This is a genomic window from Streptomyces sp. NPDC102514 (assembly GCF_055584525.1).
In genome coordinates this window covers 567,794-591,516 of the sequence record NZ_JBVJLW010000003.1, presented here as the reverse complement: position 1 = coordinate 591,516, position 23,723 = coordinate 567,794, and the positions used below count along the sequence as shown (strand labels likewise).

Here is a 23,723-nt window from a genome sequence, read left to right as displayed (position 1 = left end):
CGGGGACGGTTGAGGGGCCGGGCCGGCTCAGGTGCCGGAGTTCATCGCCGTGGTGATGGCCTCGGACGCCTTGGCGGCTTCCTTTTGCGCGTCGCCTCCGGTGAGTACGGCGGTCAGGTAGTCCTTGATCGGGTTCTTGGCCTCGACGGCCGCCCAGCCGGGTGTGTTGGGCGTGGCGTGGCCCTCGGCGGCGCCGACCGCCATGGCCGAGGCGCCCGGGTCGGAGGCGACGGCGTCGGACAGGGTGGTCTTGTTCGGTACGTAGCTCATGGCGACGGCGAGCTTCTTCTGCCAGGTGTCGCCGGTGAGTTCCTTGACGAAGGTGTAGGCCGCGTCCTGTTTGGCGGAGGCCGTGGGGATGACGAGGTCGGAGCCGCCGGTGAAGACGGCGCCGGGAGTGTCGGCGGTCTTCCCCGGGATCGGGAAGAAGCCGAGCTTGTCCTTGAGCGCGGGGTTGTTCTCGACGACCGTGTTGGCACCGCCGGGGGACGACACGACCTGGGCGACCTTCCCCTTGGCCATCACGTCCGCCTGCGGGGGATTGGCCTCGTCTGAGTCCTTGGGGCCCCGGCCGAGTGCCTGGAGCTTCTTGTAGAACTCCATGCCGCGGACGGCCTCGGGGGTGTCCAGCGAGCCCTTCCACTTACCGCCGGACTCGATGGCGAGGTCGCCGCCCTCGTCCCAGACGAAGCCCGCGAGGGTGTACCAGTTCTGGCCGGGCAGATAAATGCCTTGTGTGCCACCGGTGTTGAGCTTCTTGGTGGCGGCGGTCCACTGGTCGCGGGTCTTGATCGCGGCCGGGTCGACGCCCGCCTTCTCGAAGAGGTCCTTGCGGTAGATGACGACGCGGTTGGCGGCGTAGTAGGGGATGCCGTACTGCCTGCCCTCGAAGGCGCCGGGCTCGGCGAGGCCCTTGAGCCAGTCCTTCCCGCCGAGTTCGCCGACCTTGTCGCTGAGGTCGAGCAGGCCCCCGCTCTGCGCGAACTGGGCGACCTGGGTGTTGCCGGTCTCGATGACGTCGGGTGCGTCGGTGCTGGCGAGGGCCGCCGTGACCTTCTCGCCGATGCCGTCCCACTCCTGGATCTGCACCTTGACCCGGATGTCGGGGTGAGCGGCCTCGAAGCTCTTGACGAAGTCCTTCTGGAACTGGTCCGAGACGCTGTCGCGCATCAGCCAGACGTCGATGGCGGTGCTCCCGTCGGAGGCGTCGGAGGAACTGCTGCAGGCACTCAGCCCGGCGGTCACGACGAGCGCGGACACACCGGCGAACAAGCGGAACTTCACGGTTCACCTCTGGAGGACATGAGCAGACCACCTGACCAGTGAAGCCCACTGGACAGCTCACCTCTCGATGCGGGGATGAAACTGGCATAGACCAATCGGCGGCGTCAACCCCTTGCGCTGCATGGGTTGTTGGGGCTCGCATGCGTTAGTACTCAGGCGACGAACCATAGACAGCGGTTACACTTCGCCCGACCAGGAGTGACACGGCGCGCGACAACTGGTCAACTGGTAAAGGGGATGTCGCGCACGACAGCCCGAGGGGCACAGCATGGGGGGCGTCATGAGGGTGAGCGGTACGAGGGTGGGAGCGGCATGAGGGAAGACGCATCGGGTGCGGTGCTGAAACGGGAGCGGGTCCGCGACTTCATCCTCGACCTCGTCGAGTCGCGCAGCCCGGGTGACGCGATCCCCTCCGAGCGCTCCCTGTGCGCCCGGCTGGGAGTGTCCCGCCCGACCCTGCGCGCGGCGGTCGACGAACTCGTGGCCGCGGGCCTCCTGGTACGCGAGCACGGCCGGGGCATGTTCGTCGCGCCCGAGAAGATCACCCAGGAACTCGTCTCCGGACAACAGACCATGACGGCGCCTCAGGCCTCCGGAGCCTGGTCGAGCCGCCTGCTGGAGTTCACCACCTTCGCGGCCGGCGCACGCGTGGGCCGCAAACTGCGGATGTCACCCGCCGCCGAGATCGTGTACGTGGCACGGCTGCGCCTCGTCGACGGCGCCCCGATGGCCATAGAGCATCTGCACATCAGAGCCGATCTGGTCCCCTCCCTGTCCGCGCAGGAACTGGAGGCGGGCGACCTGTACGAGCACCTGCGGGAACAGCACGGCGTCCACGTCCAGGAGGCCGTGCAGGCGATCGAGCCCACCGTCGTCACCCGCGCCGAGGCCGAACTGCTCGACGTTCCCGAGCTGTCCCCGGCCCTGCTCTTCGAGCGGCTCACCTCGGACACCACCGGTCGGCCCGTCGAATACGTCCACTCGGTCTACCGCGGCGACCGCTACCGCATCGTCTCCCGCCTCACCCTCGACTCCTCCGGCGCCGAACCTCCGAACCGCCTCGGCCACCACCCCGGCATCCCGCCGGGCGACTTCGCCCATCGCGAGACGATCGCGTCCTCCACGCGGGGGGACATCCAGACGGGGCAGTGAGTCGTCACGGGGCGGTGAGTCGTCCCGTATCGAGGGGACGGATCGCCTGATGGGCGTATCGGGACGCCTGTGACCCGAGCGGGGCGGGGATCTGGTGATTCGTGTGGGTCCCGGGCTATGTGGTGTGACACGGGGCAGGCACACTGCATACAGGCATTCTCACGATCAAGAGGAACAGGCATGATCACGCTTACGAAGGAAGACGGCCCGGCGGATCTCGACGGAGTGACCCACCTGTCGATCGGGGTGTCCTGGGACCCCACCGTCGGCAGCAGCGGCGGACTGATCGGCAAGCTGCGCCAGAAGACCGGCACGGACCTCGACCTGATCGCCATCGCCATGCAGGGCTCGGACCCGGTCCGCCTCGCGGGTCTGGACTCCCTGGACCCGCTGGGCAACGGCTCGTTGGTGCACACCGGCGACAACCAGACCGGCAAGGGCGACGGTGACGACGAGACGGTGACCGTCGAGTTCTCCCGCGTCCCGACGAACATCACCTCGATCGTCTTCGTCGCCGCCGCCTACAAGAAGAGCAGCTCCTTCCAGAAGGCGCGGAACATCAGCTTCAAGGTGTACGACGCCAGCGGGGGCAGCACGCAGCAGGTCGCGGACATCTGGCCCAGCCTCCTCAGCAACGACAACGGCTGCGCCGTCGCCAAGGCGATCCGGGTCGGCGGGTCCTGGAAGCTGCAGGTGATCAACGAGACCGGGAAGATCAAGCAGGGCGACGAGCAGGCCCTGATGCGCTTCGCCGCGAGCAAGTAGGTCACACGCGAGCGATCGCACGGAAGCGGGACGATCGCGCAGAGGCGGGACGGGGCGGGACCGGCGCACATGCCGGTCCCGCCCCGCCGTACGCCGTGGCCCGCGGTGCGTCCTGACCTGCTCGAAATCAAGAGTGTACGTTCGTACGCTCCCGCTATAGGCTCACCCCCATGACTGTTGACGTACTGCGCCGACCCGCGTCGGCCGAACGGCAGGCTCGGGTGGCCGTTGCCGTGCTGTTCTTCACCAACGGAGCCCTGTTCGCCAACCTCCTGCCGAGGTATCCGCAGATCAAGGCGGATCTCGGCATAGGGAACGCGGCCTACGGTCTGGCCGTCGCCGCGTTCCCCGCGGGCGCCATCGCGGCCGGTCTCGCCGCGGGAGTGGTGATCCGCCGCATGGGCTCGGCGCGGGCGGCGGTGGCCGGCACCTTGCTGACCGGAGCGTGGATCCTCCTCGCGGGCCTGGCCGACTCGGTCGTGCTGTTCGCGGCGGCGCTGTTCCTGGCCGGAGCGATGGACGCGGTCACCGACGTGGCGCAGAACGCCCACGGTCTGCGCGTGCAGAGACGCTACGGACGTTCCATCATCAACTCCTTCCACGCGATCTGGTCCATCGGGGCCGTCACCGGCGGAGCCATGGCCGCGGCGGCGATAGCGCTCGGCCTCTCGCGCGGACAGCATCTGACGATCTCGGCGGTGGTGTTCGCGGTGGCCGCGTGCGTCGCGCTCCGGTTCTGCCTGTCCGGGGCCGAGATCGAGTCCGAGGACGTGGGTGGTGCGGGGACCGAATCCGTGGCGGACCTCGGATCGGTGGCGGACCCGGCAGCGGAGTCCGGCCGCGGCGGCCGTGGAGAACAGCCGCAGGGTGGAGAACAGCCGCGGGTGGGACGTGCGACGCCGGGTCGGCGTACCGCGTACGTACTGGCCGCCCTCGTGCTCATCGCCACGGCCGGCACCCTGGTCGAGGACGCGGGCAGTTCCTGGGCCGCGCTCTACCTCTCCGGTTCACTGTCCGCGTCGGTGACGCTGGCCGCTTCCGGCTACATCGCCCTGGTCGGGGCCCAGTTCGTCGGCCGTATCATCGGCGACCGCCTCGTCGACAGGTTCGGGCAGCGCACGGTGGCCCGCGCGGGCGGCCTCATCGTCGTGGCCGGTATGGGCCTGGCGCTGGCCGTGCCCACGGTGCCCGGCACGATTCTGGGATTCGCCGCAGCCGGGTTCGGCGTGGCGACGCTGGTCCCCGCGGCGATGCACGAAGCCGACGAGCTGCCCGGCCTCAAGCCCGGCTCGGGGCTCGCCATCGTCTCCTGGCTGATGCGCCTGGGCTTCCTGCTCTCCCCGCCCGTCGTCGGACTGGTCGCGGACGCGGCGAGCCTGCGGGTGGGGCTGCTCGTGGTGCCGCTCGCAGGCCTGCTCGTGCTCCTGCTCGCCGGAGTGCTGCAACCCAAGCGCCGCTAGGGTCTGCCCCCCTGTACGTGCACGTTTCCCGGGTCGCGGTCCGTCGGCGAGTGTACGATCGTACGCATGTCGACGGACTACTTCGCCCAGGATCCCCGTACGCATCTCGAACGCATGATGGCGGGCGATCACTACATCGCCGACGACCCGGAGATCGTGCGCCGGTACGAGCGGGCCGTCCGGTTGGCCGCCCGCTACCAGGCCGCCTATCTCGAAGACACCGAGGGGGCCCGCCCGATCCTCGCCGAACTGCTCGGCTCCCTCGGCCCCGACGTGCACCTGCGGCCGCCGCTGTTCGTCGACTACGGAAGCAACATCACGATCGGCGCGCGCACCTTCGTCAACTACAACCTGACCGCCCTGGACGTCGCGGCGATCACCATCGGCGAGGACTGCCAGATCGGTCCGAACGTCCAACTGCTCACCCCCACCCACCCCTTGGAGCCGGAGCCCCGGCGCGACAAGCTGGAGGCCGCGCAGCCGATCACCATCGGGAACAACGTGTGGCTGGGGGGAGGCGCGATCGTGCTGCCCGGTGTCAGTATCGGAGACAACTCCGTCATCGGCGCCGGGGCCGTGGTGACGAAGGACGTGCCCGCCAACGTGGTCGCCGTCGGCAATCCCGCCCGCCCGGTCCGTACCCTCTGAAGGCTTCCGTCATGGCCACCGGACACACCGACCCGCAGCGCCGCGAACGCATCATCGGCGCGACCCTCGACCTCATCGCCGAGGAGGGGATCGCCAGCGTCTCCCACCGGAAGATCGCCGCGCGTGCCGGCGTCCCCCTGGGGTCGATGACCTACCACTTCAGCGGGATGGACGAGCTGCTCCGGGAGGCGTTCACCCGGTTCGCCGACCACATCGTGGCCGTCTTCGACGCCCACCTCGCCGCTCCGGCCGACCGTGACCAGGCCCGCCGGGCCGTGGCGGACCTGGTTCATGTCCTGTCGGAGGGGAGCCAGCGCGACCTCGTACTCACCCAGGAGCTGTACACCCTCGCCGCGCGGCGGCCGGTCTACCGGGAACTCACCCACGAGTGGATGGGCCGCAGCCGCACCCATCTGGAGAAGCACTTCGACCCGGACACGGCACGGCAACTCGACGCCCTGATCGAGGGTCTGACCCTCCACCGAGCCCTGGACAACGAGCCGCACGACCGTGCCCTGACCCTTGAGGCGATCACCCGCATCACCACGCAGGTAGGGGCGGCGGCCGGGTGCGGGGCACCGGATCGATCAGGAATCGAGAAGCGCCGACCCGGGTGCCGCGTCTAGCGTGACTGCCATGGACGTCACCCTGTACGCGAGCTTCCTCCCGCACACCGATCCGGACGCGTCCCTGGCCTTCTACCGGGACGCCCTCGGCTTCGAGGTCCGCGACGACGTCGGCCACGGCGCGATGCGCCGGATCACGGTCGGCGCCGCCGGCCGGTCCGGCCCGTCCCTCGTCCTGGAGCCGCCGGTCACCGACCCCGGTGTCACCGAGGAGGAGCGCCGTACCGTCGCGGAGATGATGGCGAAGGGCGCGTACGCGGGCATCCTCCTGGCCACCCCCGACCTCGACGCCACCTTCGAGCGGGTGCGGGCGGCCGGCAGCGGCGAGATCGTCCAGGAGCCGGCCGAGCGGCCGTACGGCGTCCGGGACTGTGCCTTCCTCGATCCCGCGGGCAACATGATCCGCATCCAGGAACGGCGCTGAGCGGTCCGGCGAGCGAGCCGGTGGGCGCAACAGGCGAACAGGTCAACAGGTCGACAGAGCGACTGAGCGACAGATCAACAGATGGAGACATGATGAGCATGGCCCCGAGGAGCGACACCCAGTCGTCCGCGCCGCACGCTGCCGACAGCCATGACCTGATCCGCGTGCACGGAGCGCGCGAGAACAACCTCAAAGACGTCAGCATCGAGATCCCCAAGCGCCGCCTGACCGTGTTCACCGGTGTCTCCGGCTCGGGCAAGAGCTCCCTGGTGTTCAACACGATCGCCGCCGAGTCGCAGCGGATGATCAACGAGACCTACAGCGCGTTCCTCCAGGGCTTCATGCCGACCCTGGCTCGCCCCGAGGTCGACGTCCTCGACGGGCTGACCACCGTGATCACCGTCGACCAGCAGCGGATGGGCTCCGACCCGCGCTCCACCGTGGGCACCGCCACCGATGCCAACGCGATGCTGCGCATCCTCTTCAGCCGTCTCGGCGCGCCGCACATCGGCCCGCCCAGCGCGTACTCCTTCAACACCGCCTCGGTCCGGGCCAGCGGTGCGATCACCGTCGAACGCGGTGCCAGGAAGACGGTGAAGGCGACCTTCAACCGCACCGGCGGCATGTGTACGCGCTGCGAGGGCCGGGGCTCGGTCTCCGACATCGACCTCAGCCAGCTCTACGACGACTCCAAGTCCCTCTCCGAGGGCGCGTTCACCATCCCCGGCTGGAAGTCCGACAGCCAGTGGACCGTGCAGGTCTACGCCCAGTCCGGCTTCGTCGACCCGGACAAGCCGATCCGCGAGTACACCAAGAAGCAGTTGCAGGACTTCCTCTACGGGGAGCCCGTCAAGGTCAAGGTCAACGGCGTCAACCTCACCTACGAGGGCCTGATCCCGAAGATCCAGAAGTCGTTCCTGTCCAAGGACAAGGAGTCGATGCAGCCGCACATCCGGGCGTTCGTGGAGCGGGCGGTCACCTTCGCCACCTGCCCCGAGTGCGACGGCACCCGGCTGAGTGAAGGGGCCCGGTCGTCGAAGATCGGCAAGATCAGCATCGCCGACGCCTGCGCGATGGAGATCCGCGATCTGACCGAGTGGGTCCGCGGTCTCGACGAGCCGTCCGTGGCACCGCTGCTCGCGGCACTTCAGCAGGCCCTCGACTCGTTCGTGGAGATCGGTCTCGGCTATCTCTCGCTCGACCGGCCCGCGGGCACGCTGTCGGGCGGCGAGGCGCAGCGCGTCAAGATGATCCGCCACCTCGGCTCCTCGCTCACCGACATCACCTACGTCTTCGACGAGCCCACCATCGGCCTGCACCCCCATGACATCCAGCGGATGAACGGCCTGCTGCTGCGGCTGCGGGACAAGGGCAACACCGTGCTCGTCGTGGAGCACAAGCCCCAGACGATCGCGATCGCCGACCACGTCGTCGACCTCGGCCCCGGCGCGGGCACGGGAGGCGGCACCGTCTGCTTCGAGGGCACGGTCGAGGGGCTGCGGGCCAGTGACACCGTCACCGGCCGCCACCTCGACGACCGGGCCACCGTCAGGGAGACGCCGCGCGAGCCCACGGGCTCGCTGGAGATCCGCGGCGCGACAGCGCACAACCTGCAAGGAGTCGACGTGGACATCCCTCTCGGGGTGCTCACCGTCGTCACGGGTGTCGCCGGCTCCGGGAAGAGCTCGCTCGTCCATGGATCGATCCACGACGACGAGGGCGTGGTGTCGATCGACCAGGGCGCCATCCGCGGCTCCAGGCGCAGCAACCCGGCGACCTACACCGGAATGCTCGACCCGATCCGCAAGGCGTTCGCCAAGGCCAACGACGTGAAGCCGGCCCTGTTCAGCGCCAACTCCGAGGGCGCCTGCCCCACCTGCAACGGCGTGGGTGTCGTCTACACCGACCTGGCGATGATGGCCGGAGTCGCCACTCCCTGCGAGGAGTGCGAGGGAAGGCGGTTCCAGGCCGCGGTCCTGCAATACCACCTCGGCGGCCGTGACATCAGTGAGGTGCTCGCGATGTCGGTGACCGAGGCCGTGGAGTTCTTCGGCCAGGGCGAGGCGAGCATCCCGGCCGCGCACCGCATCCTCGAACGCCTCGCCGACGTCGGACTCGGCTACCTCAGCCTCGGCCAGCCGCTCACCACCCTCTCCGGCGGCGAACGTCAGCGGCTCAAGCTGGCCACCCACATGGGCGACAAGGGCGGGGTGTACGTCCTCGACGAGCCGACCACCGGCCTGCATCTCGCCGATGTCGAGCAGCTGCTCGGACTGCTCGACCGGCTCGTCGACTCCGGCAAGTCCGTCATCGTCGTCGAGCACCACCAGGCGGTCATGGCGCACGCCGACTGGATCATCGACCTCGGCCCCGGCGCGGGCCACGACGGCGGCCGGATCGTCTTCGAGGGCACCCCGGCCGACCTGGTCGCCGCCCGCTCCACCCTCACGGGCGAACACCTCGCGGCGTACGTGGGCGCCTGACCGTAACGCCCTCGCGGCCCGGTGACTCCGCGTCCTGCGAGGGGCGCGGTCAGCCGGCCGCCGCCGGGCTTGGCGCGGGGCCGTACGCGCTGGTGAGCGCCCGGTCCGCGGCGGCGGCCAGTGCGGTGTCGTCCGGGTCCGTACCGATCCAGGCGAGGTGGCCGTCGGGGCGGATCAGGGCGGCACGCACCGGGGCCCAGGCGGCCGGGGGCCGGTCGAGGGTCGCTGTGTGCACGGTGAGCCCCGGGCGTGCGCGGTCCGCGAGGACGCCTTGACCGGGTGCGGGTGCGGCGTCCGTCAGGTCGAGGAGCAGGTGACTGTCCGCGGGCAACCGCCCGTGCAGGTTGCCCCCGGAGTCGGTGAAGGCCAGGTCGGGGGCGCGGCTGCCGGTGAGCGGATGGGCCGTCGCGTCCGGTGCCGGGTAGGCGACGCCGAGCGCGGTGAGGCGTTCGGCCAGAGCCCGGCCGAAGTCCGGCTGCGTGGCGATCATCCCGCTGAGGAACGACCGCAGATCGAGGCCCTCGGGAGTGAAAGCGGTCATCAGCGCGGTCTGGGCCCGACTGTGCTCCATCAGCTGCGCGCCGACGGGGTGGCGCTCGGAGTGGTAGCTGTCGAGCAGACCGTCCGGGGCCCGGCCGCCGAGGGCCGCGGCGAGCTTCCAGCCGAGGTTGTGCGCGTCCTGGATGCCGACGTTCATGCCGACGCCGCCGGTCGGGAAGTGCTGGTGGGCGGCGTCCCCGGCGAGCAGGACCCGGCCGCGCCGGTACTCCGCGGCCAGCCGGGTGGCGTTGCCGAAACGGGAGAGCCACACCGGGTCGCGCATCCCGTGGTCCTCACCGGTGATGGCGACGACCTTGGCCCGCAGCTCCTCCAGGGTGAGGTCCCCCGGCGACTCGGTGGTGAGGCTGTCGGGGCTGACACCGACGAGGCGGTGCCGCCCACCGGGCAGGGGCGCGACCAGCAGCCCGCCCCGGGGCCCGAAGACGCCGAACCCGGGTCGCGGCGGGTGGTCGAGCACGACATCGCCGAGCCAGCCCAGAACCGTGGAGGGCGTACCGGGAAAGTCGATGCCGGCCGCGGTGCGCACGGTACTGCGGGTGCCGTCGCACCCGACGAGATACGCCGCCCGCAGCTCGTACGGCCCGTTGGGCCCCTGCACCTGTACGGTCACCGACCCCGCGTGCTCGGTGAACCCGCCGACGCGGTGCCCGCGCACGATCGTGGCGCCGAGCGCGAGCGCGTGCTCCTCCAGCAGTTCCTCGGTACGGGCCTGGGGCAGCGCGAGGGTGTACGGGAACGGGGTGTCCAGCACGCTGAAGTCGAGCCGTTCGTCGAGCGTGGCGAAATGCCCGCCAGGTATCCGCAGGCCCTCAGCGAGGAAGGGCTTGTGCACTTCGCGCGAGGCGAGGATCTCGATGGTCCGGGGATGGATGGTCAGCGCCTTGGAGCGCTGATCGACGTCGGTCCGCTCCTCGACGACGGTGACGGAGACCCCGCCCAGCCGCAGTTCGGCGGCCAGCCACAGCCCCACCGGACCTCCGCCCGCGATGACAACCTGCTGTTCCACGCACCCTCCTAGGTCAGTGACCAATAACGTGTCCGTAGTAAACTAGGTCAATGACCAATAGGCAAGCGAGTGAGGGCCGCACCCCCCGGCTGGACCCCGCGACGGTGATCCGGGCCGCGCTGGAACTGCTGGACGAGAAGGGCCTGGACGCGCTGTCCACCCGGGCCGTCGCGGACCGGCTCGGCGTCCGCATGAACACCGTGCTGTGGCATGTGAAGACCAAGGCCCGGATGCTGGAGCTGATGGCGGACGCCGTCGTCGGCGAGGCCCCGCTCGACGGACTGCCGGCCGACCGGGACGAACGCGTCCGCGAACTCGCCCGCCGCTACCGCCGCGCCCTGCTCGCCCACCGCGACGGCGCCGCCCTCGTGGTCGGTACGTACACCGCCGAACCGCACACCCTGGCCTTCGCCGAGGCACTGGTGACCGCGCTGCTGGACGGCGGTCTCGACGACCGGGACGCCGCCTGGACCACGTGGACGATCATCTATCTCGCCCTCGGCCTCACCCAGGAGGAACAGGCGGCGCCCTCCGCCCCCCTGAACGACGGTCTGGCGAACGCCGTTTCCAGGACGGCACACCCCGCCCTCCACCGCGTCCTCCACCACCTCGACGCGCGATCCTTCGACGAGCGCTTCGAGTTCGGCCTGTCCGCGATCATCGTGCGCGCGGGAGACTCGACCCCATGAACACATCGGATCCCGGCGCCGGTCACGAGACCGACCCCGAGGCTGCTCCCAAGGCCGACCTGCGCTTCTACCTGCAGTCCGCCCGCGATGCCCTGCTGTGGAAGCTCGAAGGGCTCTCGGAGTACGACGTCCGCCGCCCGTCGACGCCGACCGGCACCAACCTCCTGGGCCTCGTCAAACACACGGCCGGGGTGGAGCTGGGCTACCTCGGCGACACCTTCGGACGGCCGTCCGGCGAGTCGCAGCCCTGGCTCGAGGACGGCGCCGAGACCAACGCGGACATGTGGGTCACCGCCGACGAGTCACGCGAGCACATCGTGGGCCTCTACCGCCGGGCCTGGGCGCACGCGGACGCGACGATCGACGCGCTCACCCTGGACACGGTCGGCCGGGTGCCGTGGTGGCCGGACGAGCGGAACGAGGTGACCCTGCACCACGCCGTCGTGCGCGTGATCGCCGACACGCACCGGCACGCCGGCCATGCCGACATCGTCCGCGAACTCATGGACGGCTCGGTCGGGATGAACCAGACCAACGGCAGTGTGGCGCCGGGTGATGCGGCGTGGTGGGAGGAGTACCGAGGCCGCCTGGAGAGGGCGGCCCAGGAAGCCGGGAAGGGCGCGTGACGGCCACGCTGCTTCACGGAGCGTCCGGTCCGGGTCCGCTCTCGGGCACGTTCTCCTCCCGCATGCCCCACGGCGACCCGTACTCCGTGAGCAGGTCGAGGAACGGCCGGGGAGGCATCGCCTCGGGGCCGAGCACTCCACTGCCGTGCCAGGCGCCGGACGCGATGAGTTCGAGGGCCGCCACGGGGTTGATCGCGGTCTGCCAGACCACCGCCTGGGAGCCGTACTCGCGCATCGACCACTGGTTGTCGACCACGTGGTAGAGGTAGACCTCCCGTGACCGGCCGTCCTTGGTGCCCCTGACCCACGTACCGGCGCACGTCTTGCCGTGCATGCGGTCGCCGAGGCCGGCCGGATCGGGGAGACAGGCGGCGACGACGTCCCGCGGGGAGACCGCGACCCTGCCCCCGCCGCCGTCCACGGTGACCGGCTCGGTGCGGTCCATGCCCAGCTTGTGCAGGGTCTGCAGGACGCCGATGAACTCGTCGCCGAGACCGTACTTGAAGGTGACCCGACCGGCCTTCAACCACCGGGGGATCAGCAGGACCTCCTCGTGCTCGACGTTGACGCACTCCACCGGCCCGATGCCCGCCGGGAAGTCGAAGACCTCCGGCTCGCTGAAGGGCGGTGTGGTGAACCAGCCCCGGTCCGCCTCGTAGACGACCGGCGGGTTGAGGCATTCCTCGATCGTCGTCCAGATGCTGAAGGACGGGGCGAAGTCGTAGCCGTCCACGACCAGGTTCGCGCCGTCGCGGATGCCGATCTCCTCGATCTCGTCGAAGAGGACGTCGGCGGCGTACCGCGCGAACACGTCCGACAGACCCGGCTCCACCCCCATGCCGACCAGGGCGAGCCGGTCCGCGGCCTCCCACTCGGCGGACCGCTCGAACTGCGCGTCACCCAGCTTGACGCCGCACTCCTCGTAGGGGCGTGTCGGATGCGGCCGGGACAGGGACATCGCCATGTCCAGGTAGTGGGCGCGATGGGCGAGCGCCGCGTCGAAGAGCGGCAGCACGAAACGCGGATCGGTGGCGTTGAGCAGGACGTCGCAGCGGTGCTCGGCGAGGGCGGCCCGTACGCCGTCGGTGTTCGAGGCGTCGAGCCGTACCGCCGAGAAGCGGTGCCCGTCCTCGCCGAGTGCCGCGACGGCCGACTCCGCCCGCGCAAGGTCGTAGTCGGCGACCACCATGTGCTCGAAGAAGGGGCGGCGGGCCGCGATCCTGGTGATCGCGGTGCCGACGCCCCCTGCTCCGACCAAGAGGACTCGCATGGTGCAGCTCTCCTTCGTCCCGCCCGCCCGTTTCGGTGGGGCAGGACGATAGCAGTGGCACCGTGCGGTCCGGTTTCTACCGCGAGCCCTGTTTCCGTGTGCTGGGCGGCGACGGGTGGGTGCGGGCGTGGAGTTCGATGGCCAGGGGCGCGGCCGTGAACATCGAGGAGTACGTGCCGACGACGATGCCGATGAGCAGGGCGAGCGCGAAGTCGGTCAGGGAGTCGCCGCCCAGCAGGGTGAGGGCGGCGAGGATGAACACGGCTCCCATACCGGTGTTGACGGTCCGGGGGAGGGTCTGCAGGATCGCCGTGTTGGCGAGCACGGGGAAGGGGACCTTCTTTCGTTTGCCATGAGAGCCGTCGGGGCCGTCGGGACCGTCGGGACCGGCGGGGCTGTCGGTCCGGTTGGCGGCCGACAGTTCCCTGATCCGGTCGAAGACGACCACGGAGTCGTTGACCGAGTAACCGATCACCGTCAGCAGCGCGGCGAGGAAGACTCCGTCGACCGGCTTGCCGAGCCAGGCGAAGACACCGATGAGGATCAGGGTGTCGTGGACCATCGCCGCGACCGCGGACGCCCCGAAGGCCCACCGGAAGCGGACCGCGAGATACAGCAGTTGCGCGGCCAGTGCGGACGCGAGGGCGATGAGGGCCCCACGGCGCAGTTCGTCCCCGAGGCTGGGTCCGATCAGCTCGTCACGGACCTTCTCGGCACCGCCCGCGAGCTCGCCGACCGCCTTGTCGACCTTCGCCGCCTCGGCGTTGGTCAGCTGATCGGTGCGGACGGTGAGATCGCCGTCGCCGGAGGTCTGCACGACGGCACCGGGCTGGCCCGCGTCGGCCAGGGCCTCACGGGCGCGGTCGGCGTCGACCGGGGCGGAGGCGGTGTACTCCATGAGCCGTCCGCCGGTGAACTCGACGCCGAAGTTCAGCCCTCTGACCGCGATGCCCGAGGTGGCCAGGACGAGGGCGACCGCGGACGCCGCCAGCCAGGTGCGCCCGTGCCGCATCAGGTCCGGATTGCGCCGGGTGAGACAGTCGCGGACCTTCCCGGTGTCCGCGATGCCGGTGAGCTGCGGACGGCGTCGTACGGATCGCCTGGCGACCGCCCAGTCGGCGAGGACGCGGGTGATGACCAGGGCACTCAGCATGGAGGCGAGCACCCCGATGCCCAGGGTGACGCCGAAGCCCCGTACCGGACCGGAAGCGAGGAGGAAGAGCAGTCCGGCGGCGATGAGGGTCGTGATGTTGGAGTCGGCGATGGCACTGAAGGCATTGCGGAATCCCGCGGTGAGAGCCGGGCGCAGGCCCTTGCGGCGGGCCGCGTACTCCTCACGGGCCCGTTCGAAGACGAGCACGTTCGCGTCGACGGCCATGCCGATGGCCAGGACGAATCCAGCGAGCCCCGGGAGGGTGAGCGTGGCGCCGAGTGCGACCAGGGCCGCGTACGAGATGACCCCGTAACAGGCCAGGGCCACGGCGGCGAGGGCGCCGAGGAGCCGGTAGACGGCGATGATGAACAGCGAGGTCAGCGCGGTGCCGATGACGGCCGCCCAGGCGCTGGCCTCGATGGCCGAGGCGCCCAGGGTGGGGCCGACGGTGCGCTGTTCGACGGTCTCGACCGGTACCGGCAGGGCTCCGCCGTTGATGAGCAGGCCCAGTTCGCGGGCCTCCTCCCGGCTGAACGAACCGGTGATCTGGGTGGACCCGCCGGCGATGCCCGTACGGCAGGCCACGGACGAGTTGACCTGCGGGGAGGAGATGACCTTGTCGTCCAGGACGATGGCCACGCGGCGGGCCGGGTCGCCGGCCGGGTGACACGCGGCCTTGCCGGTCAGCTCGGCCCAGGCGTCGCCCTCTCCCTTGAACTCGATGCCGACGAACCAGCCGGTCCCGGTCTGCGGGTCGATACGCGCCTCGGCGCTGTCGACGTCCGCGCCGGTGAGCGCCGACGGGCCGAGCCGTACGGGGTGACCGGATTCGTCGGAGTCGACCGTGGCGGGGGCCGTGCCGGGAGTCGCGCCGGGTTCCGGGCCGGTTTTCGCGCCGGGTTCCGGGCCGGTTCCTGTGTCCGGATCCGCGCCGAGGACGGGGTGGAAGGTCAGTTGGGCGGTGCGGCCGAGGACGTCGGCGGCTTCGCGCGGGTCCTGGACACCGGGCAGCTCGACGATGATCCGGTTGTCCCCGGAACGGGCGATGGTGGGCTCGGAGACGCCGAGCGCGTCGATGCGGTGGCGCAGTACCTCCAAGGTGCGGTCGGTGGCCTCGGAGTCGGCCTCGGCAGTGGGGGAGTCGCGGGTCTCCAGGACGATTTGGGTTCCGCCGCGCAGGTCGAGCCCGAGGCGGACCGGGACGGTCACGGTGATGTAGAGCGACAGGGCCAGAACGGCCAGGGCGAAGAACGCCCGCACGCGGATGGCGCGCGTCAAGGGTGCCTCCAACAGGCATACCGCACCCGGGAAACGGGCGCGGTGGAGATCGACTATCGACTGGGTGACGTCAGATGCCGGTCGGAGGCGGCGGGCCACGCCCGCTGTGCTGCGCGGAATGCTGCGAAGGTGTGAACGCGCCGAGTGCGGTCGGCAGCGGCAGCCCTGGTTTCGGCAGGGGTGCCACGAGGCCGGGCGGGACCGAGACCCCGCCGGGAGGCGGCGCGTGCCAGTCGCCCGCGGTGACCCGGCCCGCGCGCGGCGGCTGACCGCAGGCGGTGGTGCAGGTGTCGTCGACGCCGGCGCGGGTGTCGGGCTGGGCTTTCGCCGGTAGGGGTGCGGGGGTGAGTGCCTGGCCGTGGTGTGCGGTGACCGCGACCGAGGTCAGTGCGTCGGAGGAGGCCGCGGCGGGGTTGCCCTGCAGGCCGAGTACGCCGAGGAGGGTGAACAGCGCCGCCAGCAGTACGCCGGTGACAGGAGCCCGCCGGCTGCCGGTGGACGAGGCCGTGCGGTCTCGCTCTGCCATGACCTGCCCCTCCTCACCCGACTCCGAACCCGACTCGAAACCCGAACCCGACTTTGACTCCGGCCGAACGCGGCCCGGCCGACAGAGAGCGGCCTTCAAGGACAACGCACGGGGAACGCACAAGGTTCGCGTTCGCGCGGACCGGCACGGATCACATCTGATGGTCGGTGTCGTCGTCCGGCACCCACCGGAGCACATCACCGGGCTGGCAGTCGAGCGTGCGGCAGATCGCGTCGAGGGTCGTGAACCGCACCGCCTTCGCGCGGCCGTTCTTGAGCACGGCAATGTTGGCGGGCGTGATCCCGACGGCGGCGGCGAACTCGCCGACCGACAGATTGTGCCTGGCCAGCTGGACGTCGAGGTCGACGATGATCGCCATCAGACGACCGCTGCGATCTCGGTCTCCAGGTCCGTCGCCTTGCGCAGGAGTCCTCGCATGATGACGGTGAGCATCGCGAAAGCCGCTCCCACGGCGACAGCCATGACCGCGGCCCCCAGGACTCCGAGGAGCTCCATGCCGTCGTCCGGAGAGGGGATGTCGGCCAGGAGGATGTGCACGGCGGCCCCGGCGGCCAACAGCGTCGCCACGACCGAGGACCCGATGACGATGTCGACCCAGCGGAAGGCCAGCGCCGTGAAGATCGCGTCACGCTGGACCATGTCGAGCAGCATCCACACCGCGAAGAGGGCGACCTGGACACAGGCGACGCCGATGATCGCCATCGTCACATAGGGCGTGGCGAACGGGGCGTAGGGCGGGAAACGCTCGACCTCGTCGGCCGCCGTCGTCGGAATGACCACGATCTGGCCGAAGAGCCCGACGGCGACCGTGGTGAGTATGCCGACCCGGAGTACGGCAATGAAGAGTTGATGCATCCATCGATTATCGATGGGTATCGATCGAAAATCAATCGATCTCGCGGATTTCCTGGACGGCCTGACGCGCAAGGGCCTCAGGGGGACCCCGGCTGACGCAGAGGGGCCCCTTGTGGCGGGCGGGGAGAACGATCACGATGCAAAGGCGGCCGGACTCGACGGGCAGGGCCGGCCCCCAGCACAGCCGGTTGGCCCGGCATGGCACCGACAGGAGCATTCGTGACGTACGACATCACCGCCCTCCGCGCCCGGTTCCCGGCGCTGAGCGCAGGGATCGCCCACTTCGACGGCCCCGGCGGCACCCAGTCCCCGCAGCCCGTCATCCGGGCGATCGCCGACGCGATGGGGCAGCCGCTGTCGATCCGGGGCCGGATGACGCCGGGGGAGCGCAACGCCGAAGCCATCGTCACCAGGACCCGACGGGCCCTCGCCGACCTGCTGGGAGCGCGGCCGACGGGGATCGTCTTCGGCCGCAGCGCCACCCAGCTCACCTACGAGTTCTCCCGCACCCTCTCCAAGGCGTGGTCGCCCGGCGACGAGGTGGTCGTCACCCGGCTCGACCACGACGCCAACATCCGCCCCTGGGTCCAGGCCGCCGAACAGGCCGGTGCCACCGTGCGCTGGGCCGACTTCGATCCCGCCACCGGGGAACTGACCGCCGACGACATCCGCGCCGTACTGTCCCCGCGGACCCGGCTGGTGGCCGTCACCGCCGCCTCCAACCTGATCGGCACCCGCCCTCCGGTCGCCGAGATCAGCGGCCTGGCACACGACGCCGGAGCGCTCACCTACGTCGACGGCGTCCACCACGCCGCCCACACGCTGGTCGACGTGGAGGAGCTGGGCGCGGACTTTTTCGTCTGTTCCCCGTACAAGTTCTTCGGCCCCCACCACGGAGTGCTCGCGGCCCGGCCCGAACTGCTGGAGACACTGCGGCCGGACAAGCTCCTGCCCTCCACCGACGTGGTCCCCGAACGCTTCGAACTGGGCACCCTGCCCTACGAGTTCCTCGCGGGCACGGAGGCGGCCATCGACTTCCTCGCCGGCCTGGACACGGACGCCACCGGGACGCGGCGGCAGCGCCTCGCCGCGGCCTTCACGGCACTCGAAGCACATGAGCAGAGCCTGCGCACCCAGCTCGACAAGGGGCTGGCCGCCTTCCCGGGAGTCCAGGTCCACTCCAGGGCGGCCGACCGCACCCCCACCGTGCTGCTCACCTTCGAGGGCCGGTCGACGGCGGAGGCGTACAGCTTCCTCGCGGAGCGCGACGTCCACGCTCCGGCGGGGTCCTTCTACGCGATCGAGGCATCCCGCCGCCTCGGCCTGGGCGACACCGGCGGTCTGCGTATCGGGCTCGCTCCCTACAACAGCGCGGAGGACATCGAGCGGTTCCTGACGGGCCTGGCCGAGTTCCTGACACGCTGACGGGACCGTCCGGCCGCCCCTCTCACGAGGCGCCCCACGCCGCGGCGCACAGCGCCCTGTCCACCTCCTCGGTGTAGTGGGCCGCCGCGAGCCAGGCACGGGCGAACCGGTTGAGGTCGGCGGGGACGAGACGGCCGAAGACATCACGGGACCGGTCCGCCGCAGACGCGTGGAGTTCGTCGAGGAGGTCCCCGGCGCAGGCGAAGCCGTAACGGCTCAGACGGCTGCTGTCGGCAGCGCTGTCACCGGGGAAGGCGAGCACGCGACGGCCCGCCGAGGCCGACTGGTGGACACGGCGTCGCAGCAGATGCAGCGGCGCCTCGTCCAGGAGGACGGGCGAGGAACCGGCCGACACCGTGGAGGCCGTCGCGGGAGTGGGCAGGTCCGCGTGCTGAAGGCGGTCCAGGCCCAGGTCGACATGGGCCCCGGCATCACGGGGGTGGGCCGCGGCGACCAGGAGTGCCCGGGGTACGGGAGAGGGGTCGAGGCGGGCGACGACGCGCAAGCGGGCGCCCGGGGCGGTCGCGAGGAGACGGAGGTTGTCCCGGTAGGGCAGCGCGGGGTGGTCGTGCGCGGCGGCCAGACGGAGCGTCAGGCCGCCGCAGTCGGCGAGCAGGCAGTCGCCCGCGGCCTCCCGGACCGTCCCGGTGAGGGTCACGTCGAGGAACAGCAGCCCGTCCCCGCCGGTCAGGGCGCGCGACACCTGTTCGGCGACCGGTATCTGCCACAGGCGGTCGAGAGGAGCCTCGCTCCAGGCGGCGCCCGCCGCCCGCACGGCCCGCACGCCCGCACCCGCGCCCAGTCGGCCCGTCGGGGAGACGGTCGCGCCGGACACGGCGAGCCCGGCCCGCGACAGCTCCCGGTGGGAGAGAGCCGTGTCCCCGACACGCACGGCCCGGTCGGCCGCACCCACGGCCCGGCCGGAACCGCCCGGGGCGACATCGGAGACCGTGTAGAGCCTGCCGTCGGCGCCGGCCGTCCAGGTGACCGCGCCCGCGTAACCGGTCGCCGTCAGGACGGGCTCGGAGAACAGCCCGTACAACCGCAGGGACCCGTCCGGAGCGTAGGGCTGCCGTGCGGTGCCGCGCAGGTCGGCGAGTTCGGCCCCGGTGGCGTCCGGAAGGCGATGGGCTGTCATGAGGACGTCACGCAGAGCCGCGGTGAGCTCGGCGAGGCGGTACGCCGGATCGGCGCTCCGGGCGGCCCGGAGCTGGGTGACCACCGAGACCGCCGAGGCGGCGACCCGGGGCAGCCCACCGACCCGCGCGGTGTGCGCGGCGCGCAGCAACTCCGCCTGCAGCACGGCCCCGGCCCCGTCCGTACCGGCTTCGAGCACGGCGGCCGAGGCGTCGTACACCGCCAGCGCGGCCGTGCGCTGCTCGCTGGTGACGGTCTCGGACTCCGCCGCCGGTACGGGGGCGGTTCCGGGTGCCGACCCGGCGGCGGTGTCCGAGCCGGACCCGGAGGCTGATTCCGGCTTTGGATCCGCCGCCGCTGCCGCCTCCTTCTCCGCTTCCGCTTCCGCCTCCGGTTCGGCCTCGGCGATCGGGGCGGCCGAGGCGGCGGCTGCGCGGTGCAGACAGTCCGGTGCCAGCAGGCAGCCGCAGCGGATCGCGTCCGCGCTGGTCACGCTGCCGCCGGGGGCGTGCAGTTCGAGGTGGGTGTCGTCGTCGACGGCGATGCGTACGGTGTCGCCGTCGCGGACGCACGGGCGGTCCGCGAGCTTGGTGATGCCGGCGTCCAGCCGCTTGCGGAGGCGGGGGGTGAGCCCCTGTACGAGAGCGGCGGTCACGGACGGGGCGACCGGAGGCAGGTCGAGGCTCATGAGACTTTCTCCCCTACCCAGCGGGCGAGTTCGAGCGGGCTGAGGGCTGCGACGGGCATGCCCGCCGCGACGAGCTGTCCGGCGACGCCGGTCGAGTACCGGGGGCGGCCGGTGTCGTCGAGGCTCGCGCAGCCCAGGACATGGCAGCCCGCCCCGACGAGGTTGCGGACCTCGGCGAGCAGCCCCCCGATGGGATAGCCCTCCTCGAAGTCGCTGACCACCACGACGAGGGTGCGGGACGGCACGGTGACGAGCTCGCGGGCATGGCGCAGTCCCGCGGCGATGTGCGTGCCGCCGCCCACACTGACCTCAAGCAGCAGCGACAACGGATCGTCGACATGGCCGGTGAGGTCGATGACCTCCGTGGAGAAGGCCAGGAAGTGCGTGGACAGCGTCGGAACGCCCGCCAGGACCGACGCCGTGAGCGCCGCCCAGACCGTCGACGCCTCCATGGACCCGGAGACGTCGGTGACCAGGATCAGCCGCCAGTCCGCGGCGCGTTTGGCGCGCGAGCGGAAGACGGGGTGCTCCGGAATGACCTGGACGGTCCCGTCCGGGCCGCGGCGTGCCGTCGCGAGGTTGGCGCGCAGTGTGCGGGCCAGATCGAGTCCGCCGCCCGGCCGTCGGCTGGGGCGCGGCAGGGTCGTGCCGTGCAGGGCGGGGCGCAGACGCGTGGCCAGTTCCCGGGTCAGCGCCTCGACCAGACGGCGTACCAGGGGGCGCAGTGCGGCCAGTCGTGCCTCGGGCAGTCCTCCCGCGTGCCGGAGCACGGTACGCAGCAGGTCGACCGAGGGCCGCACGCTCGCCGGATCGAGTTCGGCGAGGACGTCCTTGCGGCCCGACGCGGCGGCAGCCGCCAGCACCTCCTCCCGGATACCCGGGCCGAACAGTGCGGCAAGCTCCTCGGACCACTCGCGCACACCCGGGTACGAGGCCTCACGGCCGCCGCGCGAGCCCGGTCCGTTCAGCCCGCCCCTGCTGCCCTCGCCGCGCCCGCTGCCGTACAGCTCGTCCAGCGCGGTCGCCAACGCCGAAGCGGAGGAGGGCAGTTGATCCGTACGGCGGCCGAGCACGAGCCGCCAGCGATCGGCGGCCCCGAGGACGTGTTCCTCGGGAACTCTCTCATCGGCCTTGTGCGGTGCGGGACTCTCCGCCGACGGTACGAGCTTGTCCACGGGCGGAGGCGGCAGCAGCCCGAACGTCCGCAGGGCGGCGCGGGCCGTGAGGTCCGCGCGGGTCCAGGTGGCGAGCGCGACGGGGTCGACGCCACCTGTGTCGCTCAGCCGCGTGATGGCGAGACGCTCCTCGACGATGTCGAGCAGCCGGTCGCGGGCCGCGGGACTGAGCGCGTCGAAGCCGCCCCGCAGCGCGGGCAGCCGGTCCAGCAGGTCCCGGTCGGGCATCTCGGCCACGCGGTCGAGCAGCGGCTCCAGGGCGGGAGCCGCCGCCTCCAGCAGCGGACCGGCGGCGGTCAGGACGCCGACGAGGCGATCGGTGAGGGCGGCGCGGGCCTCGGGCGTGACGGCGCCGTCGACCCAGGAGGCGATCCGATCCCCGAGAGCGCGCGCGTCCTCGTGTCCGAGGAGCACCCGTACGGCTCCGGCGGCGCCGCGCATCAGCGGGGAGCCGTCGGCGGCCAGCCGGGCGAGCGCGTCGGTGAGCCGTATGCCTCCCAACGGGTCGGCGCGATGGGCGAGTTCGACCAGCGCGTGCGCGTCCGCCGGTTCCTCGGAGCCGGTGAGGCCGTCGACCTGCCGCACCGCCGCGGCGGTCAGCAACTCGGCCACGGCGGCCACCGTGGCGGTACGGTCCTCGTCGGCATCGAGGCCCGCGACATGACCCGTCCGCAGCCGGTCCAACAGGGCCAGGGCGCCGAGGAGTTCCGGCAGCGTGGCGGACCGGGGCAGCACGTCACGCACCTCGGTGAGGCGTTCGTCGGTGAGGGCCGGCAGACCGCACTCCGCCGCCTGCCGAAGCCCCTGCAGGGTCTGTGCGGCGGTGGGCCCGCCGTCGTCCTGCTCGGCCCGCCGTCGTTCCCGCAGCAGACCTTCGGCGGCCTGCGCGGCGGTGACTCCCCGGACACCGGCCGCGGTCAGCATGGCCGCGGTGGCGGGTGTCCAGCGCACCTCCCAGCGCGAGGTCAGCGCCTCCGTGCCACCGGCGCCCACGGATTCCCTGGACTCTCCATAGGGCACACCGCACACGGTCAGGCGGTGCAGCAGCAGTTCGCGGCGGCGGTCCAGGTCGGAGCGCAGCGGGTCCAGCCGCAGTTCCCGCGTGGCGTCGGCGCCACGGCTGTCGGGCCCGGGCAGCCGCAACGCCGCCAACTCGTCCTCCACCGCCGGAGCGAGTCCGCTGCGGGGTGCTCCGGGTGCCGGACGGCCACCGCGCTTCCCGACGAGCACCCGCTCCATCGCCCGCGCCACGGCCCGGCCGCGCCCGTACGGCTCACCCTGTGTGAGAACCGTCTGCACCGCCTCGACCAGTTCTCCCCGGCCTGCCGCGGGCAGGCCGCGCAGCCTGGCGAGGTCTCCGGCGAGCCGGCTGATCTCCCGGGCCTCGGCGGGGCCCGACGGATGGCCCATGGTGCGCAGTTCGGCACAGACCTGTACGGCGGCGCGTGTCAGGGACTCCTCCAGCACGACCGGATCGCCCGCCGCGCGCAGCACCAGGTGCTGCCATTCCGGGTCCCGGATCCCCGCCGGATAGCCGGACCGTTCGTCGAGCAGGGCGTAGGTGTAGGGGATGAGGGAGGTCGTCCAAGCCGCCGGAGCGGCGGTGGTGGCGGTGCCTTTGAGAGAGGGCGCCGGGCTTTCCGTGCCGGTGCTGCCCGCTGACTTCGAGGACGCGAGCGGGCCCGAGGGCGCCGGCGCCGCCGGTGCCGTCAACGCCGGGGCATGGAAGGCGCCGACGACCACGGCGGCACGTTCGCCGTTCGCGGTGGCCGCGGCCAGCCGGGCACGCATCCACTCCTCACGCCGTAGGTCCAGCTCGGGCACGCCTCCCGAGGCCGCCGCCTCCCGCAGCGCCCAGCCCGTCAGAAGCGCGGCGCGCCGCAGAGCTTCGGGAGGTGAGCCCGGGGCGGTGGCCTCGACGAGGCGGTCCCAGAGGTCATCACCGGTACGGCCGGTCAGCCGCGCGCGCAGGGCGGTGGCGAGGCCCGCCCTGGCCTGGGTTGCCGGTGCCGGTGCCGGTGCAGGTGACCGTGTGGGGTCGGGTGCGGGACTGTCGGTCGGCAGCGGGGCCGAGGGCCGGTCCGTACCCGCGCGGTCGGTGCTCCACGCCCGGTCGGCGAGCGGCAGGTCGCAGGCGACGACCGGCACGTCGTGCCGCGCGGCCCAGCGCACGGCGGCCAGTTCGGGCGAGAAGTCGGCGAACGGGTAGAAGGCCGGGCCCCGGCCGCCGCCCCCGTCGCGGGGAGCGGCGGCGAGGGCGACCGGTGCCCGCGTCTCCTCATGGCTGAGCCAGGGCAGCCATTCCTGCATCTCGTCGGGGAGTTCGACGAGGAGCACATCCGGCGCGGCCGCGTCCAGCAGCGCGGGCACGGCAGCGGCCAGGGAGGGCGCGTGATGCCGTACGCCGATGAGATAGGGAGCCGCCGGGTCGGTGAGGGCCGCGACGGCTTCCTCGGGGGAGAGGGGCACGG

At 71.6% G+C, this 23,723-nt stretch carries 19 protein-coding genes; 10 read left to right on the top strand and 9 right to left on the bottom strand.

Going from position 1 to position 23,723, the window contains the following annotated elements; translation table 11 throughout:
- Window positions 1-27 precede the first annotated feature (27 nt).
- Window positions 28-1,284 (bottom strand): extracellular solute-binding protein, encoded by a 1,257-nt coding sequence (locus ACZ60E_RS10760; RefSeq protein ID WP_469439472.1) that lies wholly within the window; start codon window positions 1,282-1,284, stop codon window positions 28-30.
- Between the two features lie 312 nt (window positions 1,285-1,596).
- Here ACZ60E_RS10760 and ACZ60E_RS10755 point away from each other — a divergent pair, with 312 nt between their 5' ends.
- The 7 genes from ACZ60E_RS10755 to ACZ60E_RS10725 all read left to right on the top strand — a co-directional run bounded on the left by ACZ60E_RS10755 (window position 1,597) and on the right by ACZ60E_RS10725 (window position 8,842).
- Window positions 1,597-2,436: a GntR family transcriptional regulator gene (locus ACZ60E_RS10755; RefSeq protein ID WP_469439470.1), complete on the top strand. Its 840-nt coding sequence runs from the start codon at window positions 1,597-1,599 to the stop codon at window positions 2,434-2,436.
- Window positions 2,437-2,616: 180 nt separating this feature from the next.
- Window positions 2,617-3,201, top strand: a complete 585-nt coding sequence (locus ACZ60E_RS10750; protein ID WP_384804393.1) for a TerD family protein — start codon at window positions 2,617-2,619, stop codon at window positions 3,199-3,201.
- Window positions 3,202-3,371: 170 nt separating this feature from the next.
- Window positions 3,372-4,661: an MFS transporter gene (locus tag ACZ60E_RS10745; RefSeq protein WP_469439468.1), complete on the top strand. Its 1,290-nt coding sequence runs from the start codon at window positions 3,372-3,374 to the stop codon at window positions 4,659-4,661.
- Between the two features lie 66 nt (window positions 4,662-4,727).
- Entirely contained in the window at window positions 4,728-5,309 is a 582-nt protein-coding gene (locus ACZ60E_RS10740; protein ID WP_384804389.1) for a sugar O-acetyltransferase, read from the top strand.
- Between the two features lie 11 nt (window positions 5,310-5,320).
- The gene (locus ACZ60E_RS10735) at window positions 5,321-5,935 is read left to right on the top strand and encodes a TetR/AcrR family transcriptional regulator (RefSeq protein WP_469439466.1); all 615 of its coding nucleotides are present in this window, start codon (window positions 5,321-5,323) and stop codon (window positions 5,933-5,935) included.
- A 10-nt stretch (window positions 5,936-5,945) separates the two neighbouring features.
- Window positions 5,946-6,359, top strand: coding sequence for a VOC family protein (locus ACZ60E_RS10730; protein WP_469439465.1), 414 nt, complete (start codon window positions 5,946-5,948; stop codon window positions 6,357-6,359).
- Between the two features lie 92 nt (window positions 6,360-6,451).
- Entirely contained in the window at window positions 6,452-8,842 is a 2,391-nt protein-coding gene (locus tag ACZ60E_RS10725) for an ATP-binding cassette domain-containing protein (protein WP_384804413.1), read from the top strand.
- 49 nt (window positions 8,843-8,891) lie between these two features.
- On the opposite strand, the gene ACZ60E_RS10720 is transcribed toward ACZ60E_RS10725, so the two are convergent.
- The gene (locus ACZ60E_RS10720; RefSeq protein WP_469439464.1) at window positions 8,892-10,409 is read right to left on the bottom strand and encodes an FAD-dependent monooxygenase; all 1,518 of its coding nucleotides are present in this window, start codon (window positions 10,407-10,409) and stop codon (window positions 8,892-8,894) included.
- Between the two features lie 50 nt (window positions 10,410-10,459).
- Between ACZ60E_RS10720 and ACZ60E_RS10715 the strand changes: the two genes are divergently transcribed.
- Complete coding sequence (locus ACZ60E_RS10715; protein ID WP_469439462.1) at window positions 10,460-11,098, top strand: TetR/AcrR family transcriptional regulator C-terminal domain-containing protein; 639 nt, start codon at window positions 10,460-10,462, stop codon at window positions 11,096-11,098.
- Window positions 11,095-11,724, top strand: a complete 630-nt coding sequence (locus tag ACZ60E_RS10710) for a DinB family protein (RefSeq protein ID WP_469439460.1) — start codon at window positions 11,095-11,097, stop codon at window positions 11,722-11,724. The genes ACZ60E_RS10715 and ACZ60E_RS10710 overlap by 4 nt, the downstream gene beginning before the upstream one ends.
- Window positions 11,725-11,737: 13 nt before the next feature.
- On the opposite strand, the gene ACZ60E_RS10705 is transcribed toward ACZ60E_RS10710, so the two are convergent.
- The 5 genes from ACZ60E_RS10705 to ACZ60E_RS10685 all read right to left on the bottom strand — a co-directional run bounded on the left by ACZ60E_RS10705 (window position 11,738) and on the right by ACZ60E_RS10685 (window position 16,827).
- Window positions 11,738-12,994 carry a saccharopine dehydrogenase family protein gene (locus tag ACZ60E_RS10705; protein WP_469439458.1) on the bottom strand — a complete coding sequence of 419 codons (1,257 nt, stop codon included), beginning with the start codon at window positions 12,992-12,994 and terminating at the stop codon, window positions 11,738-11,740.
- A 76-nt stretch (window positions 12,995-13,070) separates the two neighbouring features.
- The gene (secD, locus tag ACZ60E_RS10700) at window positions 13,071-15,425 is read right to left on the bottom strand and encodes a protein translocase subunit SecD (protein ID WP_469439456.1); all 2,355 of its coding nucleotides are present in this window, start codon (window positions 15,423-15,425) and stop codon (window positions 13,071-13,073) included.
- A gap of 70 nt (window positions 15,426-15,495) precedes the next feature.
- Window positions 15,496-15,951, bottom strand: coding sequence for a hypothetical protein (locus ACZ60E_RS10695; protein ID WP_469439454.1), 456 nt, complete (start codon window positions 15,949-15,951; stop codon window positions 15,496-15,498).
- Between the two features lie 151 nt (window positions 15,952-16,102).
- The gene (locus ACZ60E_RS10690) at window positions 16,103-16,330 is read right to left on the bottom strand and encodes a helix-turn-helix domain-containing protein (RefSeq protein ID WP_384804372.1); all 228 of its coding nucleotides are present in this window, start codon (window positions 16,328-16,330) and stop codon (window positions 16,103-16,105) included.
- Window positions 16,330-16,827 (bottom strand): DUF2975 domain-containing protein, encoded by a 498-nt coding sequence (locus ACZ60E_RS10685; protein WP_384804370.1) that lies wholly within the window; start codon window positions 16,825-16,827, stop codon window positions 16,330-16,332. The genes ACZ60E_RS10690 and ACZ60E_RS10685 overlap by 1 nt, the downstream gene beginning before the upstream one ends.
- A 219-nt stretch (window positions 16,828-17,046) precedes the next feature.
- On the opposite strand from ACZ60E_RS10685, the gene ACZ60E_RS10680 reads away from it, so the two are divergent.
- A complete protein-coding gene (locus ACZ60E_RS10680; protein ID WP_469439453.1) occupies window positions 17,047-18,252 on the top strand; it encodes a cysteine desulfurase-like protein in 1,206 nt (401 codons plus the stop codon).
- A 22-nt stretch (window positions 18,253-18,274) separates the two neighbouring features.
- Here ACZ60E_RS10680 and ACZ60E_RS10675 read toward each other — a convergent pair whose 3' ends face one another.
- The gene (locus tag ACZ60E_RS10675; RefSeq protein ID WP_469439451.1) at window positions 18,275-20,077 is read right to left on the bottom strand and encodes a hypothetical protein; all 1,803 of its coding nucleotides are present in this window, start codon (window positions 20,075-20,077) and stop codon (window positions 18,275-18,277) included.
- Window positions 20,074-23,721 (bottom strand): vWA domain-containing protein, encoded by a 3,648-nt coding sequence (locus ACZ60E_RS10670; protein ID WP_469439450.1) that lies wholly within the window; start codon window positions 23,719-23,721, stop codon window positions 20,074-20,076. Before ACZ60E_RS10670 ends, ACZ60E_RS10675 begins: the two co-directional genes overlap by 4 nt.
- Between the last annotated feature and the right edge of the window lie 2 nt (window positions 23,722-23,723).

Bases quoted from the DNA above. Each gene is read 5' to 3' on its own strand.
- ACZ60E_RS10750 (WP_384804393.1), top strand. From the start codon at position 2,617: ATGATCACGCTTACGAAGGAAGACGGCCCGGCGGATCTCGACGGAGTG.
- ACZ60E_RS10690 (WP_384804372.1), bottom strand. From the start codon at position 16,330: ATGGCGATCATCGTCGACCTCGACGTCCAGCTGGCCAGGCACAATCTG.
- ACZ60E_RS10745 (WP_469439468.1), top strand. From the start codon at position 3,372: ATGACTGTTGACGTACTGCGCCGACCCGCGTCGGCCGAACGGCAGGCT.
- ACZ60E_RS10675 (WP_469439451.1), bottom strand. From the start codon at position 20,077: ATGAGCCTCGACCTGCCTCCGGTCGCCCCGTCCGTGACCGCCGCTCTC.
- ACZ60E_RS10705 (WP_469439458.1), bottom strand. From the start codon at position 12,994: ATGCGAGTCCTCTTGGTCGGAGCAGGGGGCGTCGGCACCGCGATCACC.
- ACZ60E_RS10695 (WP_469439454.1), bottom strand. From the start codon at position 15,951: ATGGCAGAGCGAGACCGCACGGCCTCGTCCACCGGCAGCCGGCGGGCT.
- ACZ60E_RS10725 (WP_384804413.1), top strand. From the start codon at position 6,452: ATGAGCATGGCCCCGAGGAGCGACACCCAGTCGTCCGCGCCGCACGCT.
- ACZ60E_RS10685 (WP_384804370.1), bottom strand. From the start codon at position 16,827: ATGCATCAACTCTTCATTGCCGTACTCCGGGTCGGCATACTCACCACG.
- ACZ60E_RS10740 (WP_384804389.1), top strand. From the start codon at position 4,728: ATGTCGACGGACTACTTCGCCCAGGATCCCCGTACGCATCTCGAACGC.
- ACZ60E_RS10735 (WP_469439466.1), top strand. From the start codon at position 5,321: ATGGCCACCGGACACACCGACCCGCAGCGCCGCGAACGCATCATCGGC.
- ACZ60E_RS10710 (WP_469439460.1), top strand. From the start codon at position 11,095: ATGAACACATCGGATCCCGGCGCCGGTCACGAGACCGACCCCGAGGCT.
- ACZ60E_RS10715 (WP_469439462.1), top strand. From the start codon at position 10,460: ATGACCAATAGGCAAGCGAGTGAGGGCCGCACCCCCCGGCTGGACCCC.
- ACZ60E_RS10755 (WP_469439470.1), top strand. From the start codon at position 1,597: ATGAGGGAAGACGCATCGGGTGCGGTGCTGAAACGGGAGCGGGTCCGC.
- ACZ60E_RS10730 (WP_469439465.1), top strand. From the start codon at position 5,946: ATGGACGTCACCCTGTACGCGAGCTTCCTCCCGCACACCGATCCGGAC.